The sequence below is a fragment of the Streptomyces longisporus genome (assembly GCF_039532765.1).
Lineage (GTDB): Bacteria > Actinomycetota > Actinomycetes > Streptomycetales > Streptomycetaceae > Streptomyces > Streptomyces longisporus.
Map to the genome: position 1 here is coordinate 108,230 of NZ_BAAASG010000006.1, position 21,900 is coordinate 130,129.

Below are 21,900 nucleotides of genomic sequence, written 5' to 3' on the forward strand. Positions count from 1 at the left end.
CCGCGGATCCCTCAGGTGTGCAGGTCGGCGGCCTGCTCGTCACTGCACGCCTCGGCCTTCGCGGCGGGCCACTGCGCCAACGAGATCATCCCCATCACCCGGCGGATCAGATAGAAGGCCAGAGGCAGTTCGGCGAACGCGGCCAGGGCCGCCGACAGCCAGATCTCCGGGGTGCCGAAGGCGAGGGACACGTCGAACCACGCGTCGCAGACCAGCAGCAGCGCCGTGGCGAGCGCCGCCACGATCACGGCGCGGTGCCGCAGCCACCCGAGAAGCGCGGTGGACGCCATCGCGACCACGAGCAGGACGTCGAACCCCACCCAGGTGACGCGCCAGTGATGGACCTGGTACCCGGAGGGCAGCGTCGCCGCCAGCAAGACGGTCCAGGGGACGAGAGCGACGGCGCAGACGGTCAGCAGTTCCAGGGTGTGCCGCCGGTGCCGGCGTATCCGGTCGAGCAGATCGCCGTCCGGAGTCGGTGCGGCGGCCCGTATGAGGTTGCCGGTCTGCGTGTCGCTCATGCCGCCCGTTCCGTTCTCGCCTGTTCCTGGGTGACGCCGGTCGGGGCCGCTGTGGCAGGCGTCCAGTGGTGGAACAGCAGTACCGCCGGATTAATGCCCGCCGCGAGGACGGCGGGGGCTGGTCGCGGAAGGGGAGCGCACTGCTGCCCATGTCATGTCGTGACGTTCGCGCTGCTGTGTGACGCGTCTTCGTCGACGTGCGGCGTGACGGCGCCTCCTCCAGCGGCGCGGTCCATCTGGCGCCATTCGGGCCGCAGTCCCGTGAGGTTCGTCGTCAGGAAGTACACGGTCCCGCAGGCCAGCAGTACCGGCACGAGTCCCACGGAGGCCACCGCCGCCCCCGCGAGCAGTCCGCCGAGAGGGATTCCGGCCCAGGCCAGCGAGTCACCGAGCGCGTTGACCCGCCCCAGCATCCGGCGCGGCACCCTTTCGAAGAGGACGGCCCCCAGCACCGGGTTGAGGAAGCCCGACCCGAACCCACTGACGGCGAAGACGGCCAGCACCGCCCCAAGGGGGCATCGACGGCGAGGATCAGGAATCTCGGCGCCCCGGCCAGCAGAAACCCCGCGAAGAACACCGCCCTGCGGGGCAGCCGGTGGGCGGCCACCGCAGCGATCAGGCTTCCCGCGACCGCCGCCGCTCCAAGAACTCTTTGCGGTCTCCCGCCAGGCTTGACGGCCGGTCCAGCGCTCGATATGTACATGCCAGAGGATTGGTATGGACCAACTCTGCCGCTTCGAGCGCCACCAGGCGCCCACCCCCCAGTGGAGGCAGCACATGCGAAGACCATCGGTACTTCTCACCCTGTTCACCGGGCTGCTCCTCCTGATCCTGGCCCCACCCGCCTCCGCCGCGGGCGCACCCGACGCCGCCTTCTCCAAGACGTCGACGTGGGACGGCGGTTACCAGGGCGCATACACCATCACGAACGCCGGCAGCACCACCCTGTCCGGCTGGAGCGTCGAGTTCGACCTGCCCTCCGGCACCACCGTCGGCTCGTACTGGGACGCCCTGCTCACTCAGAGCGGCAGCCACTACACCTTCAAGAACCGTGAGTACAACGGCACCCTGGCGCCGGGCGCGTCCGCTTCCTTCGGATGGGTGTCCAACGGCACCGGCACGCCCACCGGCTGCAAGCTCAACGGCGCTTCCTGCACGGGTGGTTCGAGCACCGACACCACACCGCCCAGTGTCCCGGCCGCAGTGACCGTGGGCTCCGCGACCGTCTCCTCCCTGACCGTGCGCTGGAGCGCCGCCACCGACGACTCGGGATCCGTCGCCGGATACGAGATCTCGCGCGACGGCGGCACGCCCGTCAGCGTGACCGGCACCTCCTACACGGCCACCGGCCTGCAGGCCGCCACGACCTACGCCTTCCGCGTGCGGGCCCGCGACGCGGCGGGGAACGTGTCCGCCTACTCCGCGGCCGTCAGCGGCACGACCTCCGCCGGCGGCCAGCCGCCGAGCGGCGGCCTGTTCACCGCCCCGTACATCGACATGGGGGCGTGGCCCACGCCGAGCATGCCCGACATGGCCTCGGCGAGCGGCGTGAAGAACTACACGATGGCCTTCATCACCGCCTCCGGCTGCAAGGCGATGTGGTTCAACGCCTACGATCCGCGCGACGGCTGGGCCAAGGACCAGATCGACGCCGTCCGGGCCGCCGGGGGAGACGTCAAGGTGTCCTTCGGCGGCGCCAGCGGAATCGAACTGGCCCAGGCCTGCGGCTCGGTGGACGCGCTGTACGCCGAGTACAACGCGGTGGTGAGCGCCTACAGCCTGAAGTACGTCGACTTCGACATCGAGGGCGCGGCCACCGCGGACCCGGCCTCCGTCGCCCGCCGCTCCCAGGCCCTGGCGCGCCTGCAACAGGCCCACCCGGGCCTGCGGATCTCACTGACGCTGCCCGTCCTTCCGGAGGGGCTGACCTCGGACGGCCTGAACGTGGTGCAGTCGGCGCGCGATGCCGGAGTCGACCTGGACGTGGTGAACGTCATGGCCATGGACTACTACCGCAGCGTCGACTACGGCGACGCCGCCGTCCAGGCCGCACAGAGCACCTTCACCCAACTGAAGTCGCTCTACCCGAGCAGGACCGACGCCCAGATCTGGGCGATGGTCGGAGTGACACCGATGCTCGGACAGAACGACGACGGCCACCTCTACGACCAGGCCGACGCCCGCCAGCTGGTCTCCTTCGCCCAGGGCAAGCACCTGGGCGAACTCGCCTTCTGGGAGGCCACCCGGGACCGCAACGCCTGCACGGGCGCCCTCTACCAGTGCACCAACATCACCCAGTCCCCCTACGAGTTCGCGAAGATCTTCGCCGCCTACACCGGCTGAAGCTGCGTCCGCGCCCGCCCCGCGGGCGGGCGCGGGCAACGGTGCCATGACGTAGATCACGTCAGGCTACGGCTCGATCTTGGAATGCGCGGCCTCCTGCCGCTGCTGCACTGTTGATGGGCTTGCCCTGTTTGGGGGTGCGCAGGGCAATGGTGCTCGACGCGGCCGGCCGTGGGATCTGGACGACCTCGGCGGTTCTCCGCTCCCTCGTCCCCGCACTGCTTGCGTTGAAAGGTTCACCCGCACCATGCCTCTGGCTCTGCTGGCCCTGGCTGTCGTCGCCTTCGGCATCGGCACCACCGAATTCGCCACGATGGGGCTGCTGCCCCAGATCGCCGACGGCGTCGGTGTGTCGGTGCCCCACGCCGGCAACCTCGTGTCGGCGTACGCGCTCGGTGTCGTCGTCGGTGCCCCGGTGCTGACCGGCATCGGTGCGCGCATACCGCACAAACGGCTCCTGCTGCTCCTGTCGGGGCTGTTCGTGGTCGGCAACATCGCCTCTGCGCTCGCCCCCGACTTCGGTCTGCTGTTCGCCGCGCGTTTCCTGGCCGGGCTGCCGCACGGAGCCCTGTTCGGCGTCGGCGCGGTCGTCGCCTCCCGGCTGGTCGCCCCCGAGCGAGCCGCCCGCGCCGTCTCCAGGATGTTTCTCGGACTGACCGTCGCCAACATCGTCGGCGTGCCGGCCGGCACCGCCCTCGGTCAGCAGTTCGGCTGGCGGTCCGCCTACGGCGCCGTCGCCGTCATCGGCCTCGTCGCCCTCGCCGCGCTGGCCCTCTTCGTCCCCCACCAGCCCCGAGGCAGCCAGTCCGGCATCCGGCACGAGCTGCGGGCCATGGGCAACCGGCAGGTCGCGATCGGCCTGGGCACCGCCGTGGTGGGATTCGGCGGGTTCTTCGCCGTCTACAGCTACCTGGTGCCGATGCTGACGCACCTCACGGGCATCTCCGACTCGTCGACCACCCTGGTCCTCGCGCTGTACGGCGTCGGCATGACGCTCGGCACCCTCATCGCAGGTCCCCTCACGGACCGCGCCCTGCGCCCGACGCTCTACGGGGGCCTTGCCCTGCTCGCCGCAGCGCTGGTGACCTTCTACTTCACCGTCCACAGCACCGTCCCGGCCCTGGCGACGATCACCTTCATCGGTGCGATGGGCGCCTTCGTCACCACGCCCGTCCAGATGCTCCTCATGGCCAAGGCGAAGAACGCCCCCACGATGGCCGCGGCCTCCAACCACTCCGCCTTCAACCTGGCCAACGCGGGCGGCGCCTGGCTCGGCGGACTGGCCATCTCGGCAGGCTGGGGCTGGGCGTCCCCCAACCTCGTCGGCGCAGCCCTCGCGGTGGCCGGCCTCGGCCTCGCTTTCACGGGCGGCCTCATGGACCGTGGCGGCCGACGCTCCGAGGTGATCACTTCCTCCGCCGCCGAAGCCGCGACGGAAACGGAACACGCCGCGGCGGCCCGCAACGGTGAGCCGTAAGCAACTCCCAGGGGCCGTCCTGGCGTGGTTGTGGGGGAGGGCGGGCGCGAAGGAGGCGGATGTGCAGTTCACCGAGGTGACCGGCCCGGCCGCGGTGCGATCGGCCGTGATCAGATCGGGGGAAGGCTCGCCTGGTACCCACGCCCTGGTCGCGTCGTACGAGCGGCTGGACGGTCATGAACGCCTGGGACTGGTCGTGCAGGACATCGACTTCGAGGCGCTCGGACGGCCCGTGGTGTGCCCCGGCATGAGCGGTGCGCAATTCCGGAAGGGTTCCGGCGGCTGCCCCTATGGTGGGCATGGTGGTGCCGGCCATGACAGCAGGCATGCGGCTGCTGGGGACGCGTCGCCGGCTCGCCCGGCACCTCGCGGTGGAGGACCTGATGAGCGAGGGCGAGGAGGCCGTGGCGGACTTCTGGCCGGGCCTGGACGACCTGGTTCTCCGGCGCCGCGACCGCTCGCCGGCCCAGGCCCTGTTCGACTTCGACCGGGGCTACGCGGGACGAACCGGCCCGTTCACCATCGCCGTCGTCTACGGCGCCGCGCCCATGCGCGTCGCCTCCGAGACCCTGACCGGCATCGGCTACCACGCCGCGGACGCCCAGTGGATCACCGTGTTCACCCTGGACCCATGATCCCGGTTCGCGGTGGGTGTGGGCCGGCTTGAGCGGGCGCGGTGGGGATACCCGGCGAGTATGACCAAGCTGCATCTTCCAGGCCGGAAACACCAGCACGGCACCGACGAGGCCCCGGCGTCCCGGACGCCGGTGCCGTCTCCGGAGGAGGCAGGACCGGACCGGGAGGTCGAACGGGCTGCTCCGGCCTCACCGACGAAGCTGCCGAAGGGGGCCTGGGCCGCCGTGCTCAAAGGCAGCCTGAAGGAGTTCAAGGACGACGAGCTGGCGGACCGGGCCGCGGCGCTGACCTACTACGGCGTGCTGTCCTTGTTCCCGGCTCTCCTGGTACTGGTTTCCCTGCTGGGGATCACCGGCAAGTCGGCCACCGACAAGGTTCTGAGCAACCTCAGGCAGCTGGCCCCCGGCTCGGCACGCGACATCATCACGCGGGCCGTCGAACAACTGCAGAACAACGCCGGGACCGGCTCGGTGATGGCCCTGGTCGGCATCGTGCTGGCGGTGTGGTCGGCATCCGGGTACGTGGCCGCCTTCATCCGTGCTGCGAATGCCGTCTACGAAATGCCGGAGGGCCGTCCGGTGTGGAAGGTCCTGCCGGTGCGTGTCGGGGTGACCGTGGTGCTCATGGTGCTGGCGGTGATGAGCGCGCTGATCGTGGTCTTCACCGGTGGGCTGGCCCGCCAGACGGGGCAGGCGCTCGGGATCGGGGACACCGCGCTGACGGTGTGGTCGATCGCCAAGTGGCCCGTTCTGGTGTTGCTGGTCACCGTCATGATCGCGATCCTGTACTGGGCCACCCCGAACGCCAAGGTCAAGGGCTTCCGGTGGATCACGCCGGGCAGCCTGCTGGCCCTGGTGATCTGGCTGGCAGCCTCCGCCGGATTTGCCTTCTACGTCGCCAACTTCGCCTCGTACAACAAGACCTACGGCACCATGGCCGGCGTCATCGTCTTCCTCGTCTGGTTGTGGATCAGCAACCTCGCCATCCTCCTTGGCCTGGAGTTCGACGCCGAGAGCGTGCGGCAGCGGGCCATCGCCGGCGGCCTTCCGCCCGAGGCCGAGCCCTACACGCAGCCGCGCGACACCCGGGCCTGGGACGAGGAGGACATGCGCCGCCTGGGGGACGTCTGACCAGTCAGCGCGCGAGGCGGTGCTTCCTGCCGCCCCGGCGGAAACGCACGGCGCCGTACGTGAGGTCCGCGACCAGCACGACGGCACCGATGATCAGCAGATAGAACAGACCGTGCGCGGCGAATCCGATGATGCCCAGAACGAGGGCCACGAGGACGAGGAACAGAAACAGACTCATCGGCGCTCCAGTGGCGTCATCGCCTTCTCGGCGGCGGCTCAGCGACGGGCCAGACGGCGTTCGCCGCCTGCTCCCGGTGCATAGTCAAGTTCGTAGTGCGCGAAGACCTCCGGCTCGTCCGTGGCAGGCAGCTCGCCGTCGGTGTCGATCGCGGGAGCCTTCTTCACCACGTCCTTGGGATGAGTGATCTTGAGATAGCCCGGCCCGACGGTCGCACCGGAGAGCGGCACGAAGACCAGGCGCCGACGGGTGGGAAGACCCACGGCCACCGTCGCGAAGAAGGGCTGGTCGGTCGCGGTGTCGACGTAGACCGCCTCCAGGGTGCCGATCTTGTGGCCGCGGGGGTCGACCACGCCGTGACCACGCCACTCACGAATGTCGCCTGCCTCGAACATCATGGACCTCCACCTGAGGTGTACCCCTCATCGTGTCCCTGATGTCCCCGCCGACAGCCGCGGCGTGGTCAGTGCCGTTCCGGATCGAATTCCAGTACCTGTGTGAGCCGGATGTTGTTGCCCGAGGGGTCGCGGAAGGACGTGTCGATTCCGTACGGCTGCACCGTCGGCGGGTCGTTGAACTCGACCCCTCGGGCGGACAGCTCGTCATAGGCGGCCTTGCAGTCGTCGGTCTCCAGGAACAGCGTGCCGCCCGCACCCTTGGCCACCAGATCGGACAGCTGGGCACTGCTCGCCTCATCCAGCATCGGCTGCCCCGGTACGGGCATCAGCACCAGCGCCGGGCCGTCACCGCCGGGCGGAGCGACACACAACCAGCGGAAGCTCCACGCCTCCATGGTCACTTCCGCCCTGACCTCCCAGCCGAGCTTGGTGGTGTAGAAGTCAAGCGCCTCGTCCTGATCGTGCACCCAGAACTGAGCATTGGCTATCTTGATCGTGGCCATGGCCGCTCCTTGGTCGATTGCCTGGGAACGACGCTAGGCAGTCGGCGATGTCGTGTCTTCTCGAAACGTGCGGTGCTGCGGCCGTGCATAGGCCATCGCCACACAGCGGGGGATGCGCACATGCCGCGCGGCGGGCGGATGAGCCGCCCGGTAGGCCTGCGGGGTCGTCCCGTACATCCGGCGGAAACTCGTCGTGAACGAGCCGATGCTCTGCGCGCCGACGGCGACGCCGACCGCGGCCACCGTCCAGTCGGTCGCAAGCAGCAGCGCGGCGGCCCGTTCGAGGCGGCGCGTCAGCAGATACTGGTGCGGCGACTCGCCGAACGCGGCCTTGAAGCAGCGGCTGAAGTGGGAGGGCGACAGTGCGGCGGCCGCTGCCATGTCGGCGACGCTGAGCGGCTCGCTGTAGCGGGCGTCCGCGAGATCCTTGGCACGGAGCAGATGACGACCGATCGGGACGTGGACCACACACCTATTGTGCGGTCAGCGGTAGGTAGCTGCGGGAGAAGGTTGCCGAGGCACCGGTCACTTCATAGTGCGCATCGATCTCGGAGGTCGGCCGTGCGCTGACCCGTGACCGCACGAGCTGCGTCGAGGAACGCCGGCCGATTGTCCTCCAAGGAGCCACGCACGCTTCGTGGGATTCGTCCCGCTCGGCCGGCCTGCTGAACGCCGCGCGTTCCGCCTCGGCCCCCACTTCAACGAACCGTTCCAGCAGCGCCAGCCGTTCCGCCCGCCGGGCCTGCGACAACCTGACCTGGCGGTCATCGTGCCACACCGTCGATCTATGAGATCGATCAAGCTGTGGCTCCTACGACTTCAGCAAGCCAGCCATTGTTCGGCGTGTCGGAGTCGGTGGCGCGCATCAGCCCACCGTTGTGAGGACTTGGCCCGTGGGGCGGGTGCCGTCGTAGGCGTAGATGTGCACCTTGGCAGCGGCGCCGGACTGCGCCGGGACGAGGGAGAGGGCGACGATGCGGCCGTCGCCGTCCTTCGCCACCTTGCGGACGCGCACCGAGGAAGCCGGAGAGACAACGACCGTACGGCCGTGGGAGCAGTCCGAGGAGACGGAGACGACGCGCGGCGGCGGACCGCTCGCGTCCCGGGTGGTCGTGGCGGGGAGCCGGTCGCCGGCCGGAGCGGAGGGCATTCCGCGGGTGGAGGTGGTGAGCCGGGTCGTGCCAATGCCCTCGGCACCGCTCCAGAAGGTGACCCCGCACAGCTTCAGCGGGGGCGCGCCGCTGCGGACGTCCGACGGCGAGCAGCCGGTCGCTCCCACGACCAGGACGGCAAGGAGGGCCGGAACGATGGCGAGCCATGCGCCGCAGGCCCGGGGCAGGCGGGGACGGCGTCGGCGGTGCGGAGGTCGGGACATAGACGTCACCTCATACGCGTAGGGTGCCGAGCCGGGCGTCGGCCTTGTCCGGCTCAGCCGGTGCGGTTGCCGCTGAAGTTGATGGTGCAGTCGCTCATCTGATGCGGATGTCGGAGGTCGGGGTGGAACCCGGAACTGAAGTCGGAGTCGCTTTCCGCGCCCCTGCTGAGACGGCGGAGACGCCGAAATCGTTCAGCGGCGGTGGAGCCGGAAGTGCCGGAACCGTCTGGGTGATCGAGCCGCGGTCGTCGCGGCTCATACCCCAAGGGCGTGAACTGGACGCGGTTCGGTGAACCGGACGCCCAAAGCACATCCACGAGGAGCGCTGCTTGTAGCAAGCCAGAGTGTCGATGTCCGCCATCTGGCGCAGTCGCGCATGATCAGGGGCCGGACCTGGAGCGGAGGCGGAGTTGAGCGTCATGGGTGTGTGGGTCATCGGGGCGCTGCCTGACCAAAAGACAAAAGAGTTGCTTCAAGCAGCGGTTCAGGCCTCGCCGCCGACACCGATGCCGGCGCACGCTGATGTGGCCGGCGAACTGGCTTGGTGGCGGAGCACGGCACCGGAGTCTCTGTTCAGCGGGTCCAAGACGTCTGCCGGCAGTTGGGTCGCTCACGACGACGCCTTCCGGCTGAGCACACTTTTCGACAACTGCTATGACGACTCCGATGCGGTGGAGGCGCTGCGCGACGCTGTTGTGGACCGGTTCCCGCCCAAGGGAGACGAAGGTCTGTTCACCGCTGTGGCGCGCAAAGCCAGCCCCTTCTCGGCCCTGGCCTACGCGCTCGGCCCCGATGCGGTGCTGCAACTACCGGGCTGGTTCGGGGACTTCCTCCTGTACGCCGAGGAGGTCCGCGCCCAGCTTCCTGCGGCCGAGGAGGCCCTTGCCCTGACCGGAGCCCGGCGGCGTGGGGCAGTCGAGCGGATCCACCGGTGGATGACCGGTCTGGGAGACGATCCCGACCACGACGCCGAGGAGCTCCTGGACGGCCCCCTGCGCGTTCTCCGCCATGCTGTCCGCACCGGGCAGGGCGCGGCTGGCCTTGTCCGCTGGTACTGACGGTATGGAACTACTTCCGACGTTGTCCCGGCCCGCCTGCCCGAAAGGTCGCCGGTACTCCCACGGCGGGTGGGCTCCCGCCGCACTTCCGCAGGTGGGAGACATCTATGGCACAAGCAGGGGCATTGGCACGGCGTCGGACCGGCGTCATGGGGGTTCTGGTCGGAGCGACGGTGGCCGCGGCGGTGTCGTGGGCGTGGCCCCCTGCTTGGTTCCGCACCCCAGTGCGGCCCGTGCCCAAGGTGCTGCACAGCTTCGCCCTCGAGTTGCCCCAGGGCGCGCATCACATCGCGTCCAAGGATTACCGCGCAGACCGGGGCGACGAAGCGTCGATTCGCTTCACCGTCACCCGGCAGGAACTGGCGCAGTTCATGTCAACGCTGCGGACCGGGACAGTGTCCGGTCCATCGTCTGCGGAGCCAGATGAACAGCGCGGCGCCGGTGGCCGTACGGAGGTGGAGGCAGCGCGCTACGAGGGGTTCAGGCCACGAGCAGGCGCAGGCCCAGCTCTGCGGCGGCGAGGGCGATGAGGTCCCGGTTGCGTTCGGCCCACCGGCCCGAGGAAAGGTCGTCGCGGAGGCTGTCCACCGCCCGCTGCTCGGCCTGCGGCCCGACTCTGGTCCACACCGATACCGCGCGGCGCACACTTTTTTCCAGGTACGCCTCTGGTCGGCGCCAGTGGGCCTCGAAGAAGCCGTCGGCGCAGTCCCAAGGGATGAGCACCGGCTCCGCGCGGCCCCCGATCGCGCGGGTCATGTCGGCCAGTGAAGGCCAGCCGACGAGAAGGTCAGCGAACTCAGGCAGATAGTCGCGGGTGAGCCAGAACCGCTGAAGCGAGCCCGTCGTACCGGCGTCGTACGTGAATACCACCACGCGGCGGGCCACCCGCCGCATCTCGCGCAGCCCAGCAACCGGGTCCGGCCAGTGATGAACGGTGCTGACCGCCATCGCTGCGTCGAAGGACTGGTCAGCGAACGGCAGGCACTCCGCACTGGCGGCCACGCATGGCGCCGAACCCGCGGGACGCTGCGCCCGCATCACCGCCGACGGTTCCACGGCCGTGACCTCGCGGTCCAGGGGCTCGTAGGAGCCGGTGCCGGCCCCGACGTTCAGTATCGTCCGGGCGTCCCCGAGTGCTTCCCAGATCCGCGCGGCGATCCGCGGCTCGGTGCGTCGCTTCGCTGGGTAAGCGGACCCGATGGCTTCGTACAATTGCGCGCCGAACACTTTCAGTTGATCCTCCGGCGTCGTTTTGATCCCCAGGACTCGTGCCTCCAGTTCCTTGTCGATGGCCGTCACCATGGCGGCAGCGCGGTCGCGCTGTTCCTGCAGCAGGCCGCGCAGCCGGCGCAGGTGCGCGACCGCGTCGGTGGCCGGGTCGTCAACCAGCTCCGCGATCGCGTGCAACCCGAATCCCAGCCGCCGGTAGCCGAGCACCTCCCGCAGCCGCTCCACGTCGCCCGCCGAGTAGGCCCAGTACCCGGCCGAGGTCCGCGCGGACGGTCGCACGAGGCCGATCTCGTCGTAGTGATGCAGCGTGCGGACGCTCACGCCGGCCAGCTCGGCCACGCGTCCCACGGTCAGGTGTTCCTCCACGCCACCGACAATGCGGCATGACGCCACGTGAGGGTCAAGCCCATCGCTCCCGGTATGCGCGTGGCTCCATCGCCACGCCGACCAGTAGTACTGTCCGCGCAACGTCGCGCGCGCCCGCATCCCCTGCGAGAAGGGCATCCGCTGGTGGAGGGCGTCCCCTCTCCGCTGAACGGCTTCAGGTGCTCAGGCCGAGGGCTGCACGACGACCTGCTCGCCCTCTCCGTCCGGTGCCTCGAAGTTGGTCAGGTAGCGGCTGAACAGCGTCTCGTCCACTGTGACGGAGTTGGGGCCTTCCTCGCCGTTCCGTGCTTCAAGGCGACGTTCCAGGGTCGCTCGATCGGCCTTGAGGTGGATCAGTTCCCATCGGCCGCCGTGCTTCTCGATCAACACCTTGTAATCATCACGTGCGGCGCGACTCCAGAAGCTGTAGTCCACCACCACATCGCGCCCGGCCAGCATCAGCTCGACCAGTTCCTGACGCTGCTCGCGGCGGACCTCTTCCTTGAGCTGGTCGAACGCCTCCGCTTCCAGCACCAGGCCGGCGTCACGCTGCCCGAGTCGCTGCCAGACCACCTCATCGATCGACAGGCGAACGTAACCGCGTCGCACCAGATCCATCGCGTAGGTGGTCTTGCCCGCTCCCGGAAGACCACACATCAGTACCACCGTGCTCAATCGCTGCGTCACGGAGCCCTGGTCACCGTGCTCCACCTGCGAAAACTCGCGACCACGGACCTCCTGGGCCAGCTCTTCAACACCACCGTCATGACCATCAGCCGCGCAGTGAAAGACATCCGCCTGCTCCTGGAAGCCCATGGTGTTCATCTCCCCGACTCAACAGCCCGTTTCCGCACAGGAAGGCATCGCCAGGTTCCTCGCCCCGGACAAGACCAAGGTCAAACCGACATGTTGATTCCCGGCGAGCCCTAAGTCGGCGGCGGTACAGCTGGCGGTCGCCGAATCGGCCGTCTCCTTTCTGACGGCCGTCGGCGTCAGCCGCGAAGGCCAGCAGACCGTGCCGGGCCGATATCTGGGCCCGGGTGCTGCCAACCTCGGCCCGGTTACTGCGCTTCCTCAGATTGAGCCTCTTCCTGCTGCTGTGATGAGGTGGTGTCGGGGGCGACGTAGTAGACGGAGCTGCCCTGCTTGGTGCGCTGGGCCTGGCCCCTGGCGACGAGGTTTTCCAGGGTGGTGCGCACCACGGTGTTCTTGATCCCGCGCTCGGGGTGGGCCTGGTCGAGGGCAGCGGCGACCTCGGCCGTGGAGCGCGGTTCGCTCTGCCCGGCGAGGTGTTGGCGGATCAGCTCGACCAGCGAGGGCTGTGTCGTTGGCGTATCCGCGACCGGGGCCTTACTGGCCGACTTTCGCGTTCGTGCGCGGCTGGGGGCAGCGCTGGATTTCTTGGCGCGGGCGGTACCACTGGACCGCGTGGCAGCCTTTTTGCGCGGAGCGGGCACGGTGGCTTGTTCGGGCGCGGTGGCAGGCTTGTCGGGGCGGAGAGTGATGCCGAGTGCCTGCTGCATGTTCGTCAGCACGGTGTGGTCGTGCTGCAGGGTGGTCAACTGCTCCTGCAGCGCGGCGATTTCTCCGCTGATGCGTTCCTGCTCTTTGAGGTTGCGCTCGAGGTCGCTGGTGACCTGGGCGGCGTATTGCGAGGTCAGTTCCGTCGATGTGGTTGTGTTCTCGGGCATGATGGCGACCTTTCCTTGACGTCGCGGCCGAACGGGCTGCGGCGGCCACAGCGAGCCCAGGGGAGTGACCCCTGCGTGCTGCACGACGACATGGGCGGCACCGCAGCACAGGGCGTGGCGTGTAGAGATAGTACGGACAGGGGGAGCAGATTGTTCCGCACAGCATCCGCCTATCTGGCCGAACTGTTGGTCGCAGAAGGCGGTTGCCTCGACCGAGGCAACCTCGGTCAGTCGTCCGAGTGGTGTACCAGGGACGCCGGATGTTGACCGTGGGACTTGTTCCGCCGGGTCGCGGCAACGGCACTGCGCCACAGCAGCGCGCCGCCGATTGCGGTCAGAGCGACCACTGCGAGAGGCGGACGCCGATGGTGAGGACGCGCTGCAGTGAGGTCGCGGCCGCGTATCCCGCTCCCGCTTCGGCTATCGCCCACACGCAGGCCGCGCCGACGCTGTAGGGCGCGATACGCCGGTAGGACAGGTGGGTGGCGCCCTCATCGACCGCTATCTCGCCACCACCCAGCGGGAGGCCACCGCTGCCCGTGTCTGCCTGGACCGGCTCCCCCAGGAATGCGACGTGAAGGCCCTGCTCGACCGGGGTGACACGATCATGGCCGGGGCACCGTCAAGGCCCACCTGAGCCGCATCCTGACCGCGCTGGAGGTCACCAACCGGGTCCAGGCCGCAATCGTGGCCCGTGACGGGTGCAGACACGATGGGCTTTGCCCTCGCACCGGGTGTCAGGCAGACGGCCCTTTGGGTTGGCGCCGGCCCGGTGGCGGGGGATCTTGGGGGATCGGATGGAGCGGGTCGTCGATGAGCCCGCGCACACGGTGCAGCTCAGCGAAGTGATCCACAGCCATCTCATCGGCCGCCTCGGTGAGTGCTCTCAGCGCAGGAACGAGCCCGGCGCGCGCCTCTGCGGGCAGTCGTTGCACCAAGGCGCGGATCTCGGTGCGCCGGTGTGTGAGCACCCGGTCGACGACGTCGCGCCCGGCATCGGTGAGACACAGGCTGATCTCACGCCGACTGTCCGGATTGGGTTTGCGGTCGAGGAGGCCGGCGGCTTCCAGGCGTTCTGCCATGCGCAGGGCAGTGGACGGGTTGACGCCCAGCGTCGATGCCAGGGCAACGAGCTTGAGCGGCCCGTGGGAGTCCAGCACCACCAGCGCACGCAGTTGGGGGAGCGTCAGAGAGTCGTCCGTGTGCGCCAGGGAGCGGGCCGAGATCGCGATCAGCAGCCTGGACGCCGCCATGATGGCGAGGGTCACCTCCTCGGCCTGCTGGTCGAGTTCCGCTCGCAAGGGCGGTTCGCCGGGGGGCTTTCGCTGCTCGGATTCCCGCGCGGCCATTGTGTTCGTTCCACCTCTCCGTCCAGCAATCAGGTGGTGGGGTGCCGTCGCTCGTTGTGCCAGGCGATGGCGCTGCGGATCTGCGCCTCGTGCAGACCTGTTCGGCAGGCGAGTTGTACGAGGGTGAGAACCGGCGGACCAGTGGTGAGGACGCGGGTGATCTTCGCGACCCAGAGCTCTTCTTCCACGAAGGGGCGACTCCGGTACATCTGTTGGAGGATTTCGAAGTGGTCGTCGTTGCATGCGGTGATGAGACGAAGCCCGTCGAACCAGTCATGGGACGGATGCACCGAAGAAGAATCCGGAGCATGACCGCGCACCGCCTGGTCGTCGGGGAATGTCGTGCCGCACAGATCGCACAACTCCAGGCGTGACGCCAGGGGCTGCCGGCTGTGTTTCCTCCGTTTCCACATCGGCACCCTCCAACACGACGGCCGTTTCTCATGTGCTGCTGCGACAAGACGACTGCGGGGTCGTCTCACGGGTGGGCCGGTCCACGCCCGGGAGCGAGGGCCGGCCGACTGGTGGTCAGGAACGGCCGCGCGCCATGGCCATGGCCGTCGTCATGAGACCGAGTACCACGGCGACAGCGCCCGTGGCGGTGTTGCTGGCGATTGTGCCCGTGGTCGTCGTGGCGTGCTGGATCACCCAGGGCGCGATGATGGCCCAGGCTCCGATGGCGGCCGCGGCCCAGCCCATGCCGAAGGTCCGCTCGAAGACCGAGCCGAAGCCCAGGGCCAGGACCGCCAGTGCGATCCCGGTGACGAGGTTGCTGACGGCCAGCGGGTTGCCGTTGAACCCGATCACCCACGGTGAGATCGCGAGGTACAGACCGGTCAGCAGCGTGAGGCCCTCTGTCGCCTGCGCGGACGGCTGGGCCGAGATCTCCGCAGCCCTGAGCCGCATGGCCTGGATATCGGGATGTTCCTCTATGCGCGAGTGCATGGCCACGTCGGCCACCTTCTCCCATTTCCCTTGTCGGATTCCTTGTCTTTCGCGTATCCCCCCGGCAGGGGAGTCAACCATTGGATAGTGCAAATATTTAGGTTTGTCTGGTCAGCCCGCGAGCAGGCCACGCCGGAGAACGGCGCAGGTTCGCTCGAGCAGCCGGGACACGTGCATCTGTGAGATGCCGACGACTTCCGCGACTTGCTTCTGTGTCAGGGAGTTGAGGAAGTACAGCCTCAGAATGGATCGCTCGCGGGCCGGAAGCTTCGCGATGAGAGCCCGCAGGGCCACGAGGTCCGTGACGCGCTCCAGTCGGGGATCGTCGCCTCCCAGCATCTCCGCCAAGGACAGGCCCTGCTCGGGACCTCGCAATGCGTCCATGGACACGGTGTTGCGCGCCTGGTCGGCCCGCAGCGCGAGACGTACTTCGGACTCGTCGATCCCGGTGGCGCGGTGCAGCTCCCGGACGGTTCCGCCGTCGGCCTGCCCGGACCGGCTCATCTCCTCCTGGGCCAACCGTATGCGGTGGTGCTTCTCCTGCATGCGGCGGGGCACGTGCACCTGCCAGGTGTGATCGCGCAGGTGCCGCTTCAGTTCCCCGTCGATGGTGGGCACGGCATAGGCCAGGAAGGCGTGGCCGCGTCCCGGGTCGAACCGGTCCACGGCCTTGACCAGTCCTACGCAGGCCACCTGGTAGAGGTCCTCGCGGTTCTCCAGGGGTGCTCCGTAACGCCGGGCGAGGCGCCTGGCGACCGGGAGGAACGCCCTGATGACGGCCTCGCGCCGGGCTTCGCGTTCCGGTCCCGGCGGGCAGGCCTTCATCCGGCGCACCTGTTCGTCCCCGTCCCCGGGTGACCGGCCGCCCGGGGACGGCACTGACCGGAGCGCGGGGGTGGGGGGATTCGTGGTGACGTCCATGAGCCGCACGCGCCTTTCGGGGCTTGCTCGTGGTGGCTGAGCCGAGGGGCTCGGTCTTCGTGCGGTGCCCGAGTGCCCCTCTACGTTTGCCTTATGCAAAAGTTTCGGCGCGATGGCCCGGCGGGCCCGGACCAGGGTTTACGGCGGGGGTGGCCCGGCAACCCCAAGGGCCCACCGTTCCTACTCCGCTTCAGGAGAACACCATGACCAAAGTCGCCGACTACGTGCTCCAGCGCCTGTCCGAGTGGGGTGTGGGGCGGGTGTACGGCTATCCGGGTGACGGGATCAACGGGCTGCTGGGGGCCTTCGACCGGGCGGACGGTCAGCCGGAGTTCATCCAGGTCCGCCATGAGGAGATGGCCGCGTTCATGGCCTGTGCGCATGCCAAGTTCACCGGCGAGGTGGGCTGCTGCACGGCGACGTCGGGCCCCGGGGCCATTCATCTCCTCAACGGGCTGTACGACGCCAAGCTGGACCACCAGCCCGTGGTCGCGGTGGTGGGACAGCAGAAACGGCTGAGCCTGGGATCGCACTACCAGCAGGAGGTCCATCTGGACCGGCTGTTCGCGGATGTCTCGGAGTTCTGCGAGATGGTCGTGCACCCCGGACAGGCACGGCATGTGATCGACCGCGCGTTCAAGACGGCGCTGACCACCCGCGGAGTGGCCACGGTGATCATTCCGGACGATGTGCAGGAGGAGGACGCCCAGCCCTCGCCGCCGAAGATGCACGGCTCGGTCTTCTCCAGTGTCGGCTGGAGCCGGCCCCGGCTGCTGCCCGACCCGGACGAACTGCGCAAGGCCGCGGACATCCTCAATGCCGGAAGCAAGGTCGCCATGCTCGTCGGCCAGGGCGCCGCGCACGCCGAGAGCGAGGTCGTCGAGGTGGCCGAGCTGCTGGGAGCAGGCGTGGCGAAGGCGCTGCTGGGCCGGGAGGTCCTGCCCGACGACCTGCCGTTCGTGACCGGCCCGATCGGTCTGCTGGGCAGCAAGGCCAGCGACAACATGATCCAGGGCTGCGACACCCTCTTCATGATCGGCAGCAGCTTCCCCTACTCCGAGTGGCTGCCCGACGAGGGGCAGGCGAAGGGGGTGGAGATCGACATTGACGGACGCATGATCGGCATCCGGTACCCGATGGACGCCCACCTCGTCGGTGACTCCAGGGAAACCCTCAAGGCGTTGATCCCGATGCTGCAGCGCAAGGACGACCGGAAGTGGCGCGAGAAGATCGAGAAGGACGTCCGCGAGTGGAACGACCTGTGTGACCGGTGGGCCGGCGAGCACTTCGGCAACACCATCAACCCCCAGGCCGTGGCGGCCGAGTTGTCCCCACGGCTGCCGGACGGCTGCATCCTGACTGCCGACTCCGGCTCGGGAACGAACTGGTGGGCGCGGCATCTGAAGCTGCGTACCGGCATGCAGGCGTCGCTGTCGGGGACCCTGGCCACGATGGGCCCGGGCACCCCGTATGCGATCGCGGCCCGCTTCGCCTACCCGGACCGCCCGGTCATCGCCTTCGTCGGGGACGGCGCGTTCCAGATGAACGGCATGAACGAGATGATCACCATCAAGCGGTATCTGGACCGGCTGTCGGGGCCCGCTCCGTTCATCTTCTGCGTGTTCAACAACCATGACCTCAACCAGGTCACCTGGGAGCAGCGCGCCATGGCCGGCGACCCGAAATACCCCGGCTCGCAGGAGATCCCGGACGTCCCCTACGCCGCGTACGCCCAGCTGCTCGGACTGAAGGGGATCGTGTGCGACAGCCCGAAGAAGATCGGGAAGGCGTGGGAGGAGGCCTTGGACTCCGACGTGCCGGTGGTGCTGGAGTTCAAGGTGGACCCGGAGATCGCCCCGATCCCGCCGCACATCATGAAATCCCAGGCCAAGAAGGCCGCCAAGGCGGCCGTGCACGATCCGGAGAGGACCGGCATCGCCGTCAAGGGCGCCCGCCAGAAGCTCACCGAGCTCGCCGAACACCTCCCCGGCCGGGGCGAGAAGTGACCCGCACACGACGGGCCGGCGGGGCGGGCCGTCCCGAGGTGGTGGTGGTCACCGGTGCAAGCGCCGGCGTGGGTCGCGCCACGGCCAGAGCCTTCGCCGCCCGCGGGGCGGCCGTGGCCCTGCTCGCGCGCGGCCAGGAGGGCCTGGAGCACGCCGCCCAGGAGGTGCGGGCCGCCGGCGGGCGGGCCCTTCCGCTGGCCGTCGACGTCGCCGACGCCCAGGCCGTGGAGGACGCCGCCCAGCGCGTGGAGAACGAACTCGGGCCGATCGACGTGTGGGTCAACGCCGCCTTCACCACGATCTTCGCGCCCGTGGTGGAGATCCGCCCGGAGGAGCTGAAGCGGGCCACGGAAGTGACGTACTTCGGCTTCGTGCACGGCACCCAGGCCGCGCTGCGGCGCATGCTGCCGCGCGACCGGGGCGTCATCGTGCAGGTCGGCTCGGCCCTCGCCTACCGCAGTGTGCCGCTGCAGGCGGTGTACTGCGGTGCCAAGCACGCCATCCAGGGATTCACCGACGCCCTGCGCTGCGAGCTGATGCACGACCGCAGCCGGGTGCGGGTGACCAGCGTCCACCTGCCCGGACTGAACACGCCCCAGTTCAGCTGGGTGCTGACCCGGCTGCCGCGGCACCCGCAACCGGTACCTCCGGTCTATCAGCCCGAGGTCGCCGCCGAAGGCATCCTGTACGCGGCCGATCACCCCGCCCGGCGCGAGTACTGGGTGGGCGGATCGACCGTCGCCACCCTGCTCGGGCAGAAGGTCGCCGCCGGCCTGCTGGACCGGTACCTGGCCCGCACCGCCTACGACTCCCAGCAGACCGACGATCCCCTCGACCCGTCACGGCCGGCGAACCTGTGGAAACCGGCCGACGACGCGCACGGTGCCGACCACGGCACGCACGGCGTCTTCGACGACCAGGCGCACACCCGCAGCCCTCAACTGTGGCTGTCGCGTCACCGCCGGCCCCTCGCGGCGGCGGTGGCCACGGGCACGGCCGGAGCGGTCGGCGCTGTGCTCGCCGCAAGCGTGCGCCGCACCTCTCACGGGGACGGGCTCGAAGCATCCTTGAGGCGGACGGCGCACTCCAGCAGCAGAGCGTGGACGAAGGCCTGGGGGAGGTTGCCGCGCAGCTGGCGCTGACGCACGTCGTACTCCTCCGCGAACAGCCCGGACGGCCCGCAGGCCGCCCGGGTGCGTTCGAACCAGCGCAGGGCACCGGCCCGGCCGCCGAGGTGGTCGGTGGCCAGGGCCATGGTGAACCCGCACAGCAGGAAGGCTCCCTCCACCTCGCCGAGCGGTGACCCGGGGTGGTCGAAGCGGTAGAGGTAGCCGTCCTCGGCCAGCTGCTCCTCGATGAAGGCGCGGGTGATCGCATTGCTGGGATCGTCGGCGCTCGGGACACCACGGGCCAGCGGCACCAGCAGGGCGGCTTCGGGCCCGTCGTCGTCGGCGGCCCGCCGCCAGCGTCCGTCGCCGCGCAGACAGCGTCGACGGGTCTCGGCGTAGACCACGTCGGCGATCTCCGAGCAGCGGCGACCCGCCCCGCCCGGGAACACCTCGGCGATGCGCCGCAGGCCGCACACCACACTGAGCCGCGAGTGGGTCCACCACCGCTCCTCCAGCTCCCACAGCCCCGCGTCGGGCCGCTGCCAGTTGCGCTCCACGGCGTCCACCGCCACGCGCGCGGCCCGCTCCGCCTCCCGGGTGAGCCGGTCGTGGCGGGCGGCGGCGGCGAACAGCTGGAGCGCCTCACCGAAGGTGTCGAGCTGGAACTGGGCGGCCGCCTGGTTGCCGATCCGGTCACTGCCGCCCGGGTAGCCGGGCAGCGGCAGGGAACGCTCGTCCGGCACCGGCCCGCCGTCGACGGTGTAGGCGGGATGGACCCGCTCACCGTCGTCGAGGACGCGTTCGGCGGTGAACCGCACGGCGCTGTCGAGCAGATCGTGCGGCCCGTGCGCGGCGACCGCGAGGCCGGCGTAGCACTGGTCGCGCAGCCAGGCGAAGCGGTAGTCGTAGCTGCGACCGGTGTTGGCCCGCTCCGGCAGGCTCGTGGTGGCGGCGGCGACCATGCCGCCCGCGGCGCTGGTCAGGCCCCGCAGCACGGCGTAGGCATGCCGGGCATCCCGCGGCGCCGCGAGATCGGAGCAGTCCGGCACGGCTTGTTTCCACGCCCTTTCGGTCGCCTCCCACAGTTCCCGGGGGTGCAGCAGGGGCGCGTCTTGTGTGGTCCCGAGCTCCAGTACGATGTCGTGCTCCTCGCCCCTGTGCAGGACGAACTCGCCGCGCAGCGGGGCTTCAGGCCCCCACGTCGACCGGTGGGCTCCCAGGAGCCGCAGCCGCAGTCCTCTGCCCTCGGCCGTCCACACCTCGCCCTCCAGGCGGGGGTGGCGCATCCGCTCCGCGCCGAAACCGGGACGTGCGTCGAGCGTCAACCGCAGCCGTGCCTCGCCCTCTTCGACCCGCATACGGCGCAGCAACACCAGGCGACCGGGGGACGTAGGCATCGCCAACGCGTCACGGCACTCGATCACGGCATCCCGGGTCAACCAGCGACTCACCCTGATGAGGGTCCCGTCCTCGTAGTAGCCGCCCCACACCCGCCATCGGTCCACGGGCTCGACCGCGAAGTATCCACTGCCTCCGATCAGCGAGGAGAACACCGCCTCGCTGTGCCAGCGCGGTGCACACAACCAGACGATCCTGCCCTCCGGGTCGACCACCGCGCCCCGCTCACCGTCGGCGAGGACCGCATAGCCTCGCAGGGCCCACGGAGGGCAGACGCCGTCCGGCAGAGCCTCGGGCATGTCGGATCTGTCCATCATGGCCCTGGGAATATCCCGTCCGGGCCGACAGGAAACCGGAATCCGCCCCGTCCGTCACCACGAAGCCGACGGCGATGACGAAGTCGGCGAGGGCCGCCGTCCGCCACCGTGCGCTGGTCAGGGCCAGGCCGGCCATGCTGACGGCGTGCAGCGCATCCGTCGCGGCGGCCCAGACGGGCGGCAGGACGCCGCGAGCGCTGAGCAGACCCTGCCCGACATGGCGGGCACCCAACACCCGGACGGCTGCACTGCCGGCCCGGTCCGGCCCGGTCCCGGGCAGGTGCCGCAGCACCGCATCCGGGAAGATCAGCAGCACGGTGCCCCAGCCGAGGCGCACGACGGTCGCGGCCCTCATCGCTCATCCCTCCTCATGGGCCATCCTCGTGACGGCATCCACACATGGCTGTGCCGGGTCGCGGCGGTGAGCAGCGGGGCGATCGCCAGGACCAGGGCCAGCCCGGTCAGCAAGCCGTACAGCGGAGGCCCGGGGCGGGCGATGCCCGAGGCGATCAGAAGTGCGGGGGCAGCCGCCGGGGCATGGTGGGCGTCGAGGACATGAAGCAGGAACAGCGTCAGCCCCACGGCCAGGGCCTGAGCGCCGATCTGCCGTGCGGTGTCGTGGTGCTGGTCGGCGACGGAGGGGTGGTCCCACAGGCCGAACACGGCCAGGCAGCCCAGGCCGACGGCCACCGCAAGGACATGGCCGGACACGGCATTGCGCCATCGCGCGCCCACCGAGCCCGGGTGCGCCAGGAGCACATACGCCGTCGGTCCCAGGGTCGCGGTGAGGGCCACCCAGCCGGCGAGACGGCCGATCGCACCCACACCGGCGAGCAGCAGGGCGGACAGGACGAAGAGGCGGAAGCCCCCGACGAGCCGCTCGCTTGCGATGCGGCGACGACCCTGCCCTGTCAGCGTCGGCTTGACGTCCTCGGCAACCATGGTCGTT

Annotated in this window: 23 protein-coding genes and 3 pseudogenes; 9 read left to right on the forward strand and 17 right to left on the reverse strand. The window is 69.6% G+C overall.

What is annotated here, in order from left to right:
* Window positions 1–11: 11 nt before the first annotated feature.
* Window positions 12–521, reverse strand: coding sequence for a hypothetical protein (locus ABD355_RS10310; protein ID WP_344399874.1), 510 nt, complete (start codon window positions 519–521; stop codon window positions 12–14).
* 152 nt (window positions 522–673) lie between these two features.
* Window positions 674–1,215: pseudogene (locus tag ABD355_RS10315) on the reverse strand (MFS transporter); the annotation flags it as partial.
* Window positions 1,216–1,298: 83 nt separating this feature from the next.
* Here ABD355_RS10315 and ABD355_RS10320 point away from each other — a divergent pair.
* From ABD355_RS10320 to ABD355_RS10335, 4 genes are all read left to right on the forward strand, one after another.
* Complete coding sequence (locus ABD355_RS10320; RefSeq protein ID WP_344399875.1) at window positions 1,299–2,864, forward strand: cellulose binding domain-containing protein; 1,566 nt, start codon at window positions 1,299–1,301, stop codon at window positions 2,862–2,864.
* A 247-nt stretch (window positions 2,865–3,111) separates the two neighbouring features.
* On the forward strand, window positions 3,112–4,341 hold the full coding sequence (locus ABD355_RS10325) for an MFS transporter (RefSeq protein WP_344399876.1): 1,230 nt from the start codon (window positions 3,112–3,114) through the stop codon (window positions 4,339–4,341).
* Window positions 4,342–4,655: 314 nt separating this feature from the next.
* Window positions 4,656–4,976, forward strand: coding sequence for a hypothetical protein (locus tag ABD355_RS10330; protein WP_344399877.1), 321 nt, complete (start codon window positions 4,656–4,658; stop codon window positions 4,974–4,976).
* A gap of 60 nt (window positions 4,977–5,036) precedes the next feature.
* The gene (locus ABD355_RS10335) at window positions 5,037–6,107 is read left to right on the forward strand and encodes a YihY/virulence factor BrkB family protein (protein WP_344399878.1); all 1,071 of its coding nucleotides are present in this window, start codon (window positions 5,037–5,039) and stop codon (window positions 6,105–6,107) included.
* Window positions 6,108–6,111: 4 nt separating this feature from the next.
* Here ABD355_RS10335 and ABD355_RS10340 read toward each other — a convergent pair whose 3' ends face one another.
* The 5 genes from ABD355_RS10340 to ABD355_RS10360 form a co-directional block, all read right to left on the reverse strand.
* On the reverse strand, window positions 6,112–6,285 hold the full coding sequence (locus tag ABD355_RS10340) for a hypothetical protein (protein ID WP_344399879.1): 174 nt from the start codon (window positions 6,283–6,285) through the stop codon (window positions 6,112–6,114).
* Window positions 6,286–6,323: 38 nt separating this feature from the next.
* On the reverse strand, window positions 6,324–6,680 hold the full coding sequence (locus ABD355_RS10345) for a PRC-barrel domain-containing protein (protein WP_344400102.1): 357 nt from the start codon (window positions 6,678–6,680) through the stop codon (window positions 6,324–6,326).
* A gap of 68 nt (window positions 6,681–6,748) precedes the next feature.
* Window positions 6,749–7,186: a VOC family protein gene (locus tag ABD355_RS10350; protein WP_344399881.1), complete on the reverse strand. Its 438-nt coding sequence runs from the start codon at window positions 7,184–7,186 to the stop codon at window positions 6,749–6,751.
* A 33-nt stretch (window positions 7,187–7,219) separates the two neighbouring features.
* A complete protein-coding gene (locus ABD355_RS10355) occupies window positions 7,220–7,654 on the reverse strand; it encodes a helix-turn-helix domain-containing protein (protein WP_344399882.1) in 435 nt (144 codons plus the stop codon).
* Between the two features lie 397 nt (window positions 7,655–8,051).
* Window positions 8,052–8,561: a hypothetical protein gene (locus ABD355_RS10360; protein ID WP_344399883.1), complete on the reverse strand. Its 510-nt coding sequence runs from the start codon at window positions 8,559–8,561 to the stop codon at window positions 8,052–8,054.
* A 410-nt stretch (window positions 8,562–8,971) separates the two neighbouring features.
* Here ABD355_RS10360 and ABD355_RS10365 point away from each other — a divergent pair, with 410 nt between their 5' ends.
* Window positions 8,972–9,619 carry a hypothetical protein gene (locus ABD355_RS10365; RefSeq protein ID WP_344399884.1) on the forward strand — a complete coding sequence of 216 codons (648 nt, stop codon included), beginning with the start codon at window positions 8,972–8,974 and terminating at the stop codon, window positions 9,617–9,619.
* Between the two features lie 480 nt (window positions 9,620–10,099).
* On the opposite strand, the gene ABD355_RS10370 is transcribed toward ABD355_RS10365, so the two are convergent.
* Both ABD355_RS10370 and ABD355_RS10375 read right to left on the reverse strand, forming a co-directional pair.
* Window positions 10,100–11,188 carry a methyltransferase domain-containing protein gene (locus ABD355_RS10370; protein WP_344399885.1) on the reverse strand — a complete coding sequence of 363 codons (1,089 nt, stop codon included), beginning with the start codon at window positions 11,186–11,188 and terminating at the stop codon, window positions 10,100–10,102.
* A 210-nt stretch (window positions 11,189–11,398) separates the two neighbouring features.
* Window positions 11,399–11,872, reverse strand: a complete 474-nt coding sequence (locus ABD355_RS10375) for a P-loop nucleotide/nucleoside kinase family protein (RefSeq protein WP_425585727.1) — start codon at window positions 11,870–11,872, stop codon at window positions 11,399–11,401.
* A 36-nt stretch (window positions 11,873–11,908) separates the two neighbouring features.
* Between ABD355_RS10375 and ABD355_RS44605 the strand changes: the two are divergent.
* Window positions 11,909–12,128: pseudogene (locus tag ABD355_RS44605) on the forward strand (ISAzo13 family transposase); the annotation flags it as partial.
* A 148-nt stretch (window positions 12,129–12,276) separates the two neighbouring features.
* On the opposite strand, the gene ABD355_RS10380 reads toward ABD355_RS44605, so the two are convergent.
* Complete coding sequence (locus tag ABD355_RS10380; protein ID WP_344399887.1) at window positions 12,277–12,906, reverse strand: hypothetical protein; 630 nt, start codon at window positions 12,904–12,906, stop codon at window positions 12,277–12,279.
* Window positions 12,907–13,396: 490 nt separating this feature from the next.
* Here ABD355_RS10380 and ABD355_RS10385 point away from each other — a divergent pair.
* Window positions 13,397–13,605 (forward strand): annotated as a pseudogene (locus ABD355_RS10385) (DNA-binding response regulator); the annotation flags it as partial.
* A gap of 38 nt (window positions 13,606–13,643) precedes the next feature.
* Here ABD355_RS10385 and ABD355_RS10390 read toward each other — a convergent pair.
* The 4 genes from ABD355_RS10390 to ABD355_RS10405 form a co-directional block, all read right to left on the reverse strand.
* On the reverse strand, window positions 13,644–14,255 hold the full coding sequence (locus ABD355_RS10390) for a MarR family winged helix-turn-helix transcriptional regulator (protein WP_344399888.1): 612 nt from the start codon (window positions 14,253–14,255) through the stop codon (window positions 13,644–13,646).
* Between the two features lie 29 nt (window positions 14,256–14,284).
* A complete protein-coding gene (locus ABD355_RS10395) occupies window positions 14,285–14,545 on the reverse strand; it encodes a hypothetical protein (RefSeq protein ID WP_344399890.1) in 261 nt (86 codons plus the stop codon).
* A gap of 238 nt (window positions 14,546–14,783) precedes the next feature.
* Window positions 14,784–15,200 (reverse strand): SPW repeat protein, encoded by a 417-nt coding sequence (locus ABD355_RS10400; protein ID WP_344399892.1) that lies wholly within the window; start codon window positions 15,198–15,200, stop codon window positions 14,784–14,786.
* Window positions 15,201–15,311: 111 nt separating this feature from the next.
* Entirely contained in the window at window positions 15,312–16,025 is a 714-nt protein-coding gene (locus ABD355_RS10405; RefSeq protein WP_344400104.1) for a sigma-70 family RNA polymerase sigma factor, read from the reverse strand.
* A gap of 299 nt (window positions 16,026–16,324) precedes the next feature.
* Between ABD355_RS10405 and ABD355_RS10410 the strand changes: the two genes are divergently transcribed.
* Together ABD355_RS10410 and ABD355_RS10415 are read left to right on the forward strand one after the other, a co-directional pair.
* Window positions 16,325–18,127 (forward strand): thiamine pyrophosphate-requiring protein, encoded by a 1,803-nt coding sequence (locus tag ABD355_RS10410; protein WP_344399893.1) that lies wholly within the window; start codon window positions 16,325–16,327, stop codon window positions 18,125–18,127.
* Window positions 18,124–19,269 (forward strand): SDR family oxidoreductase, encoded by a 1,146-nt coding sequence (locus ABD355_RS10415; RefSeq protein WP_344399894.1) that lies wholly within the window; start codon window positions 18,124–18,126, stop codon window positions 19,267–19,269. Before ABD355_RS10410 ends, ABD355_RS10415 begins: the two co-directional genes overlap by 4 nt.
* Here ABD355_RS10415 and ABD355_RS10420 read toward each other — a convergent pair.
* The 3 genes from ABD355_RS10420 to ABD355_RS10430 are packed head-to-tail and all read right to left on the reverse strand — an operon-like array spanning window position 19,170 to window position 21,893.
* The gene (locus ABD355_RS10420; RefSeq protein ID WP_344399895.1) at window positions 19,170–20,933 is read right to left on the reverse strand and encodes a glycoside hydrolase family 15 protein; all 1,764 of its coding nucleotides are present in this window, start codon (window positions 20,931–20,933) and stop codon (window positions 19,170–19,172) included. The genes ABD355_RS10415 and ABD355_RS10420 overlap by 100 nt on opposite strands.
* Window positions 20,860–21,306: a hypothetical protein gene (locus tag ABD355_RS10425; RefSeq protein WP_344399896.1), complete on the reverse strand. Its 447-nt coding sequence runs from the start codon at window positions 21,304–21,306 to the stop codon at window positions 20,860–20,862. Before ABD355_RS10425 ends, ABD355_RS10420 begins: the two co-directional genes overlap by 74 nt.
* Window positions 21,303–21,893 carry an HPP family protein gene (locus ABD355_RS10430; RefSeq protein ID WP_344399897.1) on the reverse strand — a complete coding sequence of 197 codons (591 nt, stop codon included), beginning with the start codon at window positions 21,891–21,893 and terminating at the stop codon, window positions 21,303–21,305. Before ABD355_RS10430 ends, ABD355_RS10425 begins: the two co-directional genes overlap by 4 nt.
* Window positions 21,894–21,900 lie beyond the last annotated feature (7 nt).